Consider the following 14315-nt stretch of genomic DNA (forward strand, 5'->3'; position numbering starts at 1 on the left):
TAATTTTTAGTATGACTAGAGAAGAAAAATCAATCGCGATTGAAGAATTAACTGCACAGTTAGCTGGTACAAATATTGTTTATGTAGCAGATATTTCTGGATTAAATGCAGAAACTACTTCAAACTTGAGAAGAGCTTGCTTTAAAGCAGGTATTAAATTAGAAGTTGTAAAGAATACATTACTTGCAAAAGCAATGGAAACTTCTGAAAATAGTTACGGTGAATTACCTTCAGTTTTGGTAGGTAATACAGCTATCTTTATTTCAGATGTAGCTAATGCTCCAGGTAAAATCATTAAAGATTTCCGTAAGAAATCAGATAAGCCAGTTTTAAAGGGTGCTTATGTGAATGCTGAAGTTTACATTGGAGACAATCAATTAGATATGTTGTCTACAATTAAATCTAAAGAAGAATTACTTGGAGAACTTATTGGATTACTTCAATCACCAGCTCAAAGAATTATTTCTGCACTTCAAAACAAATTTGCTGGAGAAGAGCAAGCTGAAGAAGTTCAAGCTGAGGAAGCTTAATATTGATAGAGAATTTCTCTATATATTATTAAATAAGCGCATAATAAACAAAATATAATTTTACAAAATCATTTTAAAACGATAGAAAAAATGGCAGATTTGAAACAATTCGCAGAACAATTAGTTAACTTAACTGTAAAAGAAGTTACTGATTTAGCAACAATATTAAAAGATGAGTACGGAATCGAACCAGCTGCTGCAGCTGTAGTAGTTGCTGCTGGTGGTGGTGAAGGTGCTGCTGAAGAGGCTCAAACTGAATTTACAGTTGTATTAAAAGAGGCTGGTGCTTCTAAATTAGCAGTTGTGAAATTGGTTAAAGAATTAACAGGATTAGGTCTTAAAGAAGCTAAAGATGTAGTGGATAGCGCACCATCTAATGTTAAAGAAGGTGTATCTAAAGAAGAGGCTGAAGGTCTTAAAAAATCTTTAGAAGAAGCTGGAGCTGTAGTTGAGCTTAAATAGTTAAACTTAGTTTAAAGAATAAGGTTTAGGTCTTGGGTTTAGTCGCCCAAAGACCTAAACCATTTTTCGTATAACAAAAGTCTATTTTGTGTTACTATATTATAGTCTTTGAAATTATTTCAGTTTTACCCTTTACGAGGAAAAAAAATTAATAGATAATAAAAAAGTAGTTATCTTAAATTGATTTTTAAAAGATGTATTGGATGTAAAATATAAGTATAAAACTTTTATACTAAACAAATTACTTTTATAATCAAAATTTTGTCCATTGATGATAACAAATCAGACTGAAAGATTGAATTTTGCCTCTACTAAAAACATCCCGAATTATCCAGATTTTCTAGATGTTCAGGTAAAATCTTTTCAAGATTTTTTTCAATTAGAAACTAAATCAGATGAAAGAGGCAATGAAGGACTTTATAATACCTTCATGGAAAACTTTCCAATTACAGATACAAGGAATAACTTTGTATTGGAATTCCTTGACTATTTTGTAGATCCACCGCGATATACAATTCAAGAATGTATAGAAAGAGGTCTAACGCATAGCGTACCCCTAAAAGCAAGGTTAAAACTGTATTGTACAGATCCAGAACACGAAGATTTTGAAACTATCGTTCAAGACGTGTATCTTGGTACAATTCCTTATATGACGCCAAGTGGTACTTTTGTTATCAATGGGGCCGAACGTGTTGTTGTTTCGCAATTACACAGATCTCCAGGTGTTTTCTTTGGACAATCATTCCATGCTAATGGAACAAAATTATATTCTGCCAGAGTAATTCCTTTTAAAGGTTCTTGGATAGAATTTTCAACTGATATTAATAGCGTTATGTACGCTTATATCGACAGAAAGAAAAAATTACCTGTAACTACTTTATTCCGTGCTATTGGTTTCGAAAGAGATAAGGATATCCTTGAAATCTTTGACCTTGCTGAGGAAATTAAAGTATCGAAAACAGGACTTAAAAAATATATCGGTAGAAAATTAGCAGCACGTGTATTGAATACATGGCATGAAGATTTCGTAGATGAAGATACTGGTGAAGTAGTTTCTATCGAACGTAACGAGATTATCCTTGATCGTGATACTATTATCGATAAAGATAATGTGGAAGAGATCATCGATTCAAACGTTAAATCTATTTTGTTACATAAAGAAGATGCTAATCAAGCTGATTATGCAATCATCCATAATACGTTACAAAAAGACCCAACAAACTCTGAAAAAGAAGCTGTTGAGCATATCTACAGACAATTGCGTAACGCAGAACCGCCTGATGAAGAAACTGCTCGTGGTATTATAGATAAATTATTCTTCTCTGACCAACGTTACAACTTAGGTGAAGTAGGTCGTTACAGAATGAATAAAAAATTAGGGTTAGATATCCCAATGGAAAAGCAAGTACTTACCAAAGAAGATATCATAACTATCGTTAAGTACTTAATTGAATTGATTAACGCAAAAGCGGATATTGATGATATTGATCACTTATCAAACCGTCGTGTTCGTACAGTTGGTGAACAATTGTCACAACAATTCGGTGTTGGTTTAGCACGTATGGCTAGAACTATTCGTGAGAGAATGAACGTTAGAGATAACGAGGTGTTTACACCAATTGATTTGATTAATGCTAAAACATTATCTTCAGTTATCAACTCTTTCTTTGGTACTAACCAGTTGTCTCAATTTATGGATCAAACCAATCCATTAGCTGAGATTACACACAAAAGAAGATTATCGGCACTAGGACCAGGTGGACTTTCGAGAGAGAGAGCTGGATTTGAGGTTCGTGACGTTCACTATACACACTACGGACGTTTATGTCCTATTGAAACTCCTGAGGGACCAAACATTGGTTTGATTTCTTCTCTTGGAGTTTATGCTAAAGTAAACGGAATGGGATTCATCGAAACTCCGTACCGTAAGGTAACTGACGGAGTGGTTGATTTAGAATCTAAGCCTATCTATTTAAGTGCTGAAGAGGAAGAAGGTATGATGATTGCGCAAGCAAATATCGAAATGGATAATTCTGGTAAAATCGCATCTGACTTCGTAATTGCACGTCAAGAAGGGGATTTCCCTGTTATTACTCCATCTGAAGTTCATTATACTGACGTTGCGCCAAACCAAATTGCTTCGATTTCAGCATCTTTGATTCCTTTCTTGGAGCATGATGATGCGAACCGTGCGTTGATGGGATCTAACATGATGCGTCAGGCCGTTCCATTGATTCGTCCTGAAGCTCCAATTGTAGGTACTGGTTTAGAGCGTCAAGTAGCTTCTGATTCTAGAGTATTGATCAATGCTGAAGGGCATGGAACTGTAGAATATGTAGATGCTAATATCATTACTATCAAATACGATCGTTCTGAGGAAGAAAGAATGGTAAGTTTTGATGCTGATGAAAAGACATATAATTTAATTAAATTCAGAAAGACCAACCAAGGTACAAGTATTAACTTGAAACCAATCGTAAGAAAGGGTGATAGAGTTGTTCCTGGTCAAGTATTATCAGAAGGGTATGCTACTGAAAATGGTGAATTAGCTTTAGGTAGAAACCTTAAAGTAGCGTTTATGCCATGGAAAGGATACAACTTCGAGGATGCGATTGTAATTTCTGAAAAAGTAGTTCGTGACGATATCTTTACTTCAATTCACGTTGACGATTACTCATTAGAAGTAAGAGACACGAAGTTAGGTAACGAAGAGTTGACGAATGATATTCCTAACGTTTCTGAAGAGGCTACTAAAGACTTAGATGAAAACGGAATGATTAGAATTGGTGCCGAGGTAAAACCTGGTGATATTCTTATCGGTAAAATTACACCTAAAGGAGAATCTGATCCTACTCCAGAAGAGAAACTTTTAAGAGCGATCTTCGGTGATAAAGCAGGTGATGTTAAAGATGCTTCGTTGAAAGCTTCTCCATCTTTACATGGTGTAGTTTTAGATAAAAAATTATTTGCAAGAGCTGTAAAAGATAAACGCAAACGTACTCAGGACAAAGATGCTTTAGGAGCTCTTGAAATGGAGTTTGAGGTTAAATTTACAGAATTGAAAGATAAGTTGATTGAAAAACTTTTCTTGATTGTAAACGGAAAAACATCTCAAGGAGTAATGAATGATTTGGGTGAAGAAGTTTTACCAAAAGGTAAAAAGTACACTCAAAAAATGCTTTATGCTGTTGAAGATTTTGCTCACTTAAGCAAAGGTCAATGGGTAGCTGATGATGCAACTAATAAAATGGTGAATGATTTAATTCATAACTATAAAATTAAGTTGAACGATTTACAAGGTGCTTTAAGAAGAGAGAAATTCACTATTACTGTTGGAGATGAATTGCCATCAGGAATTTTGAAATTGGCTAAAGTTTATATCGCTAAGAAACGTAAATTGAAAGTAGGGGATAAGATGGCAGGACGTCACGGTAACAAAGGTATTGTTGCTCGTATTGTTCGTCATGAAGATATGCCTTTCTTGGAAGACGGAACACCAGTTGATATCGTGTTGAACCCACTTGGGGTACCATCTCGTATGAACATTGGTCAAATTTATGAAACTGTTTTAGGTTGGGCTGGAATGAACTTGGGTAGAAAATATGCTACTCCAATTTTTGATGGTGCTTCATTAGACCAAATTAATGAATTGACTGACGAAGCTGGAATTCCACGTTTTGGACATACCTATCTTTATGATGGTGGTACAGGAGAGCGTTTCCATCAAGCAGCAACTGTTGGTGTGATCTATATGTTGAAATTAGGACACATGGTTGATGATAAGATGCACGCACGTTCTATTGGTCCATACTCGTTGATTACACAACAACCACTTGGAGGTAAAGCTCAATTTGGAGGTCAGCGTTTTGGAGAGATGGAGGTTTGGGCATTGGAGGCTTATGGAGCATCTAGTACACTTCGTGAAATCTTAACAGTAAAATCTGATGATGTTATTGGTAGAGCTAAAACTTACGAGGCAATCGTAAAAGGAGAGTCTATGCCAGAGCCAGGTTTGCCAGAATCTTTCAATGTATTGATGCATGAGTTGAAAGGTCTTGGACTTGATATTCGTTTAGAAGAATAAATTTTTTGTTTCAAGTTTGAAGTTTCAGGTTACCAACTTGAAACTTTAGACTTGAAATAATTTTTAATATTAATTAGTTTTCAAGATTTAGCCCCGTAAACCGTTCCGATTTTTTATATAAAAACAAGTTTTTGTATAATTAGCACTTTAATCAAATTTAAAGTTTAGAGAAGTAATCCGAGGGAGGTAGAACATAGTAGGACTATGCGTAAGCCAAAATCAATTTTTCAATTGCAAATAAATCAATAGTAAAAACTATGATGAATAATAGAAATAATAAAGAGAAAAACCAAGTTAAAAGGTTTGACAAAATTTCGATAGGACTTGCTTCTCCTGAATCTATCTTGAAAGAGTCAAGAGGTGAAGTTTTAAAACCAGAAACAATCAACTATCGTACGCACAAACCTGAGCGTGACGGTCTTTTTTGTGAAAGAATATTTGGACCTGTAAAGGATTTTGAATGTGCTTGTGGTAAATATAAAAGAATACGTTACAAGGGAATCATCTGCGACCGTTGTGGTGTTGAAGTTACGGAGAAAAAAGTACGTAGAGATAGAGTAGGTCATATCAACCTTGTTGTGCCTATTGCTCATATTTGGTATTTCCGTTCACTACCTAATAAAATTGGTTATATCCTTGGATTGCCATCTAAGAAATTAGATATGATTATTTACTACGAAAGATACGTAGTAATTCAGCCAGGTATTGCTAAAAATGCAGATGGTGAATCAATTCAAAGATTAGATTTCCTTACTGAAGAAGAGTATTTGAATATCTTAGATACCCTTCCTCAAGACAATCAATATTTAGATGATTTTGATCCTAATAAATTTGTTGCCAAAATGGGAGCAGAGTGTATTATGGATTTATTAGCACGTATCGATTTGGATCAATTGTCTTACCAATTAAGACACTCAGCTAATAACGAAACTTCTAAACAACGTAAGACTGAAGCTCTTAAGAGATTACAAGTTGTGGAATCATTCCGTGAGTCTAACTTAAACCGCGAAAACCGTCCAGAATGGATGATTATGAAAGTGGTTCCTGTTATTCCACCAGAATTACGTCCGCTTGTGCCACTTGATGGAGGTCGTTTTGCAACTTCAGATTTGAATGACTTATACCGTCGTGTAATCATTCGTAACAACCGTTTGAAAAGATTAATGGAGATCAAAGCTCCAGAAGTTATCTTGAGAAACGAAAAACGTATGTTGCAAGAATCTGTAGATTCATTATTCGATAATACAAGAAAAGCATCTGCTGTTAAAACAGAATCAAACAGACCATTAAAATCATTATCTGATTCCCTAAAAGGTAAGCAAGGACGTTTCCGTCAAAACTTACTTGGAAAACGTGTGGATTATTCTGCTCGTTCGGTAATTGTTGTTGGTCCTGAATTGAAATTGTTTGAGTGTGGATTGCCTAAAGATATGGCAGCTGAGTTGTACAAGCCTTTCGTTATCCGTAAATTGATAGAAAGAGGAATTGTAAAAACAGTTAAATCGGCTAAGAAAATCATCGATAAAAAAGAGCCAGTAGTTTGGGATATTCTTGAAAATGTAATTAAAGGACACCCAGTATTACTGAACCGTGCTCCTACTTTGCACCGTTTAGGTATTCAAGCTTTCCAACCAAAATTAATTGAAGGTAAAGCTATCCAGTTACACCCATTAGTATGTACGGCCTTCAACGCGGATTTTGACGGGGATCAGATGGCAGTTCACTTGCCATTAGGACCAGAAGCAATCCTTGAAGCACAATTATTAATGTTGGCTTCTCACAATATCTTGAACCCTGCTAATGGTGCACCTATTACGGTACCTTCTCAGGACATGGTATTGGGTCTTTATTATATGACCAAAGAGCGTTTATCTACTCCAGAAAAGAAAATTTTAGGTCAAGATTTAACTTTCTATTCTGCTGAAGAAACAAATATTGCCTTAAACGAAGGAAGATTAGAATTGAATGCTCGTGTGAAAATTAGAGCGAAAGATTTTAATGAAAATGGAGAATTAGTTTATAAAATTATCCAAACAACTGCCGGACGTGTATTATTTAATGAAGTAGTTCCTCCAGCAGCTGGATATATCAATGAAGTATTGACTAAGAAAAACCTTAGAGATATTATCGGTCACGTATTAAATTCGACCAGTGTACCGGAGACGGCTGCCTTCTTGGATAATATGAAAGATATGGGGTATAAATTCGCCTTTAGAGGTGGTTTGTCATTCTCATTAGGTGATATTAGAATTCCAGAGCAAAAAACACAATTGATTGCTGATGCTAGAGAACAAGTTGAAGGAATTTCTGGTAACTATAACATGGGACTTATTACTAATAATGAGCGTTATAACCAAGTTATTGATGTTTGGACTTCTGCAAATGCTCAATTGACTGAATTAGCGATGAAAAACATTAGAGAGGACCAACAAGGTTTCAACTCTGTATATATGATGCTTGATTCTGGAGCTCGTGGATCTAAAGAACAAATTCGTCAGTTAACTGGTATGCGTGGTTTGATGGCTAAGCCTAAAAAATCGACTGCTGGTGGTGGTGAAATTATTGAAAACCCGATTCTTTCGAACTTTAAGGAAGGTCTTTCTATCCTTGAGTACTTTATCTCTACGCACGGTGCACGTAAAGGACTTGCGGATACGGCTCTTAAAACGGCGGATGCTGGATACTTGACTCGTAGGTTACATGACGTTTCTCAAGACGTTATTGTAAATATTGAGGATTGTGGAACTCTTAGAGGTGTTGAAGTTGCAGCATTGAAGAAGAATGAAGAAATCGTTGAATCTTTAGGAGAAAGAATCTTAGGACGTGTAGCATTACAAGATGTTATCAATCCTTTGACTAATGAAGTTTTAGTTGCTTCTGGTGAGCAAATCACTGAGGCTAAAATGAAACTAATAGAAGCTTCTCCATTAGAGAAAGTAGAAGTTCGTTCACCATTGACTTGTGAGGCCTTGAAAGGTATTTGTGCTAAATGTTACGGACGTAACTTAGCTACTGGAAAAATGACTCAAAGAGGTGAGGCTGTAGGTGTAATTGCTGCACAGTCTATTGGAGAGCCAGGTACACAGTTAACACTTCGTACGTTCCACGTTGGAGGGGTTGCTGGAGGTATTTCTGAAGAATCTAGTATTATTGCTAAATTCCCAGGAAAATTAGAAGTTGAGGATTTAAAAACTGTAAAAGGAGAAGATAGTGAAGGAAACGAAGTGGATATCGTTGTGTCTCGTTCTACAGAATTAAAATTAGTTGACGAAAAGACAGGTATTGTTTTAAATACACATAACATCCCTTATGGTTCTAGTATTTTTGTAAAAGACGGTCAGTCAATTGCAAAAGGTGATGTAATCTGTAAATGGGATCCATATAATGGAGTTATTGTTTCTGAGTTTACTGGTAAAATTGCTTATGAAGATTTAGAGCAAGGACAATCGTTCATGGTTGAAATTGATGAGCAAACTGGTTTCCAAGAAAAAGTAATTTCTGAATCAAGAAACAAGAAATTAATCCCAACATTATTAGTTTATGGTAATGATGGTGAATTGATTCGTTCTTACAACTTACCAGTTGGAGCCCACTTGATGGTTGAAAATGGTGAGAAGATTAAAGCAGGTAAAGTATTGGTTAAAATCCCTCGTCGTTCTTCTAAATCAGGAGATATTACAGGAGGTTTACCTAGAATTACTGAGTTGTTAGAGGCTCGTAATCCTTCAAACCCAGCAGTAGTATCTGAGATTGATGGTGTTGTTTCTTTTGGAAAAATCAAAAGAGGTAACCGTGAGATCGTAATCGAGTCTAAGTTTGGTGAGGTTAAGAAATACCTAGTGAAATTATCTAGTCAAATTCTTGTTCAAGAAAATGACTTCGTAAGAGCAGGGGTGCCGTTGTCAGATGGTGCTATTACTCCAGATGATATCTTGAGAATTCAAGGGCCAGCTGCTGTTCAACAGTACTTAGTTAACGAAATTCAAGAGGTTTACCGTCTACAAGGGGTAAAAATCAATGACAAGCACTTTGAGGTTGTTATTCGTCAAATGATGCGTAAAGTAAGAGTTCAAGATCCAGGAGATACATTGTTCTTAGAAGATCAATTGATCCATACAAAAGACTTTATCGTTGAAAATGATAAGTTATATGGTATGAAAGTGGTTGAGGACGCAGGAGATTCTTCTAATTTGAAAGAAGGTCAAATCGTTACACCGCGTCAGTTGAGAGATGAGAATTCATTGTTGAAACGTACGGATAAGAATTTAGTTGTAGCTCGTGATGTTATTACAGCAACAGCTACTCCAGTATTACAAGGTATTACTAGAGCTTCTCTTCAAACTAAATCGTTTATTTCTGCTGCTTCTTTCCAAGAAACAACTAAAGTATTAAATGAAGCTGCTGTAGCAGGTAAAATTGATTACTTAGAAGGATTGAAAGAAAATGTAATTGTAGGACACAGAATCCCTGCAGGTACGGGTATGAGAGAATACGATAATGCTATTGTAGGTTCTAAAGAAGATTACAACGATATGATGGCAAACAAAGAAGAATATATTTATTAGTAAATAATAATATTTTGAACTAAAATAAATAGAAAGATTACTTCGTGTAGTCTTTCTATTTTAGTTTATAATAGTTTGGTTTTAATTTTAAATAAAGAAATCATACATTTGAGTAAACATCAAATAAAAGCTGAACGACACGGTATATTATTTAAAAAACAAATAAAAAAATTATGAAAGATCAACAAGAACAAATCAATATAGAATTAGATGAAAAAACCGCTGAAGGAATTTATTCTAATTTGGCAATAATTAATCACTCCTCTTCAGAGTTTGTTTTAGACTTTGTGAGTATCATGCCTGGTATTCCTAAAGCAAAAGTAAAGTCAAGGATCGTATTGACTCCACAGCATGCTAAACGATTATTAAAAGCAATTGGAGAAAACATCCATAGGTTTGAAAGTGCTCACGGGGAGATCAAGGAAATGGAGCAAGCACCTATTCCTCTTAATTTTGGTCCAGCTGGTCAGGCTTAAAGATGTTACTAAGGTTTCCTAACGGAAGCCTTTTTTATTGGTTCTAACTGAGGTTAATTTATATACTTTAGAACACGATTTTGTATGCTGTCAGGCAGGAAACAAAAAAAAGTTTTATACAGATTTTTTAGAATATATAATCTGCGGAGAGCTGCAATGTCTGTCTGAAAAAAAAATAATAAAAACCCTAATGCTAATTTTGTGGAAATAAATATTTGACTCAAAGTAGATGAAGTGTTAAGGAAATTATTATTTAGTATAGGCTTACTCAGTGTGCTATTGAGTTCTATACTTTATATTGTTAGTTATATAGCGTTATATTAAGCTTTTAATGGCTCTGATTTTGTGTGTTAACGAGTATAATTGTTGTTTATCGAATATATTTTTAATGGGTATAATGTTGCTCTAAATTTGTTCAAAGATAAGGAGGACATACTTTTCTAATCTCATTTAAAACAAATTTTATGAACTATTCAGCTAAAAAGACCAATTTAAAAAAAGCATTATTTAATACATTGTTTGTATTTGTTTTGTTGTTTTCAGTGTCTGCTTTTAGTCAATCATCAATTGATTTATTAACCGAGGTTGAACCGGTTTCTACGACTAATCAAGGAACTACTTCTAGAGTTTCTTCCAATGTAGAATTTGTATTGTGGTTTATGGGGACTAAACAAAATCCTAATACTACTATTTCAACTGAAGGAAATAGCACTAGAAACGAAATCATAACTTCTGGTTTAGCTCCTAATCGTTTGTTAATTAAAGCTTTTTTAAAGAAAGCTGTAAATTTTGAAGTATCAGTAGCATAAATAAAAATAATAATTATAAAAAAAAGGTCAATTTTGAATTTTCAAATTGACCTTTTTTTATTCTTTTTGACGAATCTCTGTTTACGTATCTTTTGGCTTTAGTAAAATGCTGTGAATATATCCTCCTGTTTTTTCTAATTATACTTCATTTGTATTTTATTAGAAAACATATTCTATCTGGTTGTAAGTCTCTGCTTATAAATTGGTTGTCTTTATTTTTGATTTTTTGTTTTCACAGTTTTATATTTATGTAATCGATTGAATTATTCTGTTTTTTATTATGATATTTAGTGTGATTATGGTCTTTTTGTTTCTTATTTGGTTTAAAATGCTATTAATTATATAAAAATAACTAATTATCTAATTTTTTATTGAAAATAACACTTGACTATTTATCCTTTTTTATATTTTTATGTAATCGATTACACAAGGTGATCGATTTAACTAAATACTATAATATTATGAAAAAAATTACTTTAAAATGTTTTCAAGGACAAAGCTTACTACCTGTAAAAGGATTAGTAGCTATGTCAGCTCTGTTGTTGATGAGTACTCAGGTGAGCTGGGGTCAACAAGTAATCGGATCTTTTGGTGGAATGGACGGAGGGTTTGAAGGACAGGCTATTGGTGCATTGGATGTGAGTACAACTGCTGTTACGGGCAAGTGGACGGCAAGAGATGCAACTATTATTACAGATGTAGTAGAAGATGCTACTAATGCGCGATCTGGGTCTAAATATGTTAATATTAGTGCATTGACCTCAACTAATAAGTATTTGTCAAGTCCTCCGTTAGTTCCAATGATTACAGCAAGTACTTCTTATACAATACAATATTATATTAGAAGCACTGAAGCAGCGACTCCTGGTAGCGGTTTGCAATCACATCTGTCGACAACTTCAGGTACAGGTGGAGGAACTGCAACTGTTGCAAATTATGCTCAAAATACTTGGGTTAAGTCCGCTACGACAAGAAATTCAACTTCTGGTACGCCTACTGCTGATAACTGGACTGGTGCAAGGATTTCAAACATGGCATTAGATGTTGATGATTTTGTGCTTTATGCAGGATCTTTGGATGTAACGGCTCCTGATGCTCCTTCTGGACCATCGGTAAATGGTTTGAACGTAAGTTGGACTGCTCCTGCGACTGGTGTAGATGGTGGTGGATATATGGTAGTGCGTTATGCAACAATTCCGAATGCAGATAATGATCCTAATGTAAATGGAATTTATGCTAAAGGGAATACGATTAAGAATGGGACAGGAGCTTTAGTGGGAACTGTAGTTTATTTAGGTACAGGAACTTCTTTTACTGATGATGTAGCTGGTTCAGTTTCTGGTTCAGATTATTATAAGATTTATACTGTAGATAAGGCATTCAATTATTCAGATGAGGCACAAACTACATTAGGTATAAATGACCTTTCAGTGGCTAATACTGCAAATGTATCTTCTAATGGTAAAATAGTTTCAGTTTCTAATATTAGTTCAGCAACTACAGTTTCTGTTTACAATACAACTGGAAGTTTAGTGAAAAGAGTAGATACTAGTTCAGATACTTCTTTTAGTCTTCCTGCAGGGGTTTATGTAGCTAAAGTGAAATCGTCAGAAGGTGAAAAATCAGTAAAATTATTGATTCAATAATTTTAGTTTTTATAAAAACAGAAAAGGATATCCAACACGGATATCCTTTTTTTTATTCGTACAAAATTTTATTAATAACACAAACTTAATCAAATTCCGAAGTAAAGAATAATTTTACTGTTGGGTATTTGCTTTGTGTCATTTGAATTGTAAAATCAGAATCGGCTAAGAAAACCAGCTGTCCGTATTTGTCTTTGGCCAAGAATTTTTGTTTGATACGTAAGAATTCTTTAAACTCGGCGTTCTTAGCGTCATCAGGTTTTACCCAACAAGCCTTGTGAACCGGGAAGTTTTCATAGGTACATTTTGCACCGTATTCGTGTTCTAAACGGTATTGAATTACCTCGTATTGCAGTGCTCCAACGGTTCCAATCACTTTACGATTATTCATTTCGAGTGTAAACAACTGTGCCACTCCTTCATCCATCAACTGATCCACTCCTTTGTCTAGCTGTTTCGCTTTCATTGGGTCGGCGTTATTGATGTATCTAAAGTGCTCTGGAGAGAAGCTCGGAATTCCTTTGAAACTCATCAATTCTCCTTCAGTCAGGGTGTCTCCAATTTTAAAGTTCCCTGTATCGTGTAGTCCTACAATGTCTCCTGGATACGAAATATCCACGATTTCCTTTTTCTCAGCAAAAAAAGCATTCGGACTCGGGAATTTTAAATTTTTCTTCTGTCTTACGTGATAGTAGGGTTTGTTTCTTTCAAAAGTTCCCGAAACAATTTTGATAAACGCCAAACGGTCACGGTGTTTTGGATCCATATTCGCGTGGATTTTAAACACAAAACCAGATAATTTGGTTTCTGCAGGATCAACCAAACGCGTTTCAGATTCTTTAGGTCGTGGAGAAGGAGCAATGATCACAAAGCAATCTAGCAACTCACGAACACCAAAATTATTCAAAGCCGAACCAAAAAATACCGGTTGCAGTTTTCCATCCAAATATTCCTGACGGTCAAACGGAGGATAAACTTCATCAATCAATTCCAATTCTTCACGCAATCTTGCGGCAGGTTTTTCACCAATGATTTTCTCCAATTCAGGATTTTGAACGTCCGAGAAAGCAATTGTTTCCTCGATATTCTTACGGCTATCACCACTAAATAAGTTGATGTTTTGCTCCCACATATTGTAAATCCCCTGAAAATCGTACCCCATACCAATAGGGAAACTCAGCGGCGTTACTCTCAAGCCTAATTTTTGTTCTACCTCGTCCATCAAGTCAAAGGCATCTTTACCCTCACGATCCAGTTTGTTGATGAAAACAATAATCGGAATGTTGCGCATTCTACAAACCGAAACCAACTTTTCCGTTTGTTCCTCAACCCCTTTGGCAACGTCAATCACCACAATCACACTATCTACTGCTGTAAGCGTTCTAAAAGTGTCCTCGGCAAAATCCTTGTGACCAGGAGTATCTAGAATGTTTATTTTCTTCTCTTTATAGTTAAAAGCTAAGACCGAGGTAGAAACCGAAATCCCTCTTTGGCGTTCGATTTCCATAAAGTCACTCGTCGCGCCTTTCTTGATTTTGTTATTTTTCACGGCACCCGCCTCCTGAATCGCTCCTCCAAAGAGTAGCAATTTCTCTGTCAACGTGGTTTTACCAGCATCGGGATGCGAAATGATTCCGAACGTTCTTCTTTTTTGTATTTCTTCTAAAAAGCTCATATGTGATTCTAAATGGTCTGCAAAAGTACTAATTCTAAATCCGATTTAAAAACAAAGCCCAATTCTTT

At 35.1% G+C, this 14315-nt stretch carries 8 protein-coding genes; 7 read left to right on the forward strand and 1 reads right to left on the reverse strand.

Annotated elements, in window-relative coordinates; all coding sequences use genetic code 11:
• Positions 1–11 precede the first annotated feature (11 nt).
• The 7 genes from rplJ to ACNH59_RS09210 all read left to right on the forward strand — a co-directional run bounded on the left by rplJ (position 12) and on the right by ACNH59_RS09210 (position 12572).
• Entirely contained in the window at positions 12–530 is a 519-nt protein-coding gene (gene rplJ, locus ACNH59_RS09180) for a 50S ribosomal protein L10 (protein ID WP_418262244.1), read from the forward strand.
• Positions 531–620: 90 nt separating this feature from the next.
• Positions 621–992, forward strand: a complete 372-nt coding sequence (gene rplL / locus ACNH59_RS09185; RefSeq protein ID WP_418262245.1) for a 50S ribosomal protein L7/L12 — start codon at positions 621–623, stop codon at positions 990–992.
• Positions 993–1263: 271 nt separating this feature from the next.
• Complete coding sequence (gene rpoB / locus ACNH59_RS09190; protein WP_418262246.1) at positions 1264–5076, forward strand: DNA-directed RNA polymerase subunit beta; 3813 nt, start codon at positions 1264–1266, stop codon at positions 5074–5076.
• 257 nt (positions 5077–5333) lie between these two features.
• On the forward strand, positions 5334–9641 hold the full coding sequence (rpoC, locus tag ACNH59_RS09195; RefSeq protein WP_418262247.1) for a DNA-directed RNA polymerase subunit beta': 4308 nt from the start codon (positions 5334–5336) through the stop codon (positions 9639–9641).
• Between the two features lie 173 nt (positions 9642–9814).
• Positions 9815–10117 carry a DUF3467 domain-containing protein gene (locus ACNH59_RS09200; RefSeq protein WP_418262248.1) on the forward strand — a complete coding sequence of 101 codons (303 nt, stop codon included), beginning with the start codon at positions 9815–9817 and terminating at the stop codon, positions 10115–10117.
• Between the two features lie 464 nt (positions 10118–10581).
• Positions 10582–10926, forward strand: a complete 345-nt coding sequence (locus ACNH59_RS09205) for a hypothetical protein (protein ID WP_418262249.1) — start codon at positions 10582–10584, stop codon at positions 10924–10926.
• A gap of 461 nt (positions 10927–11387) precedes the next feature.
• Positions 11388–12572 carry a T9SS type A sorting domain-containing protein gene (locus ACNH59_RS09210; RefSeq protein ID WP_418262250.1) on the forward strand — a complete coding sequence of 395 codons (1185 nt, stop codon included), beginning with the start codon at positions 11388–11390 and terminating at the stop codon, positions 12570–12572.
• Positions 12573–12657: 85 nt separating this feature from the next.
• On the opposite strand, the gene ACNH59_RS09215 is transcribed toward ACNH59_RS09210, so the two are convergent.
• Positions 12658–14247, reverse strand: coding sequence for a peptide chain release factor 3 (locus ACNH59_RS09215; RefSeq protein WP_418262251.1), 1590 nt, complete (start codon positions 14245–14247; stop codon positions 12658–12660).
• Positions 14248–14315 lie beyond the last annotated feature (68 nt).

Source organism: Flavobacterium faecale, from assembly GCF_048320115.1.
In the GTDB taxonomy this organism is placed as follows: Bacteria; Bacteroidota; Bacteroidia; order Flavobacteriales; family Flavobacteriaceae; genus Flavobacterium; species Flavobacterium faecale_A.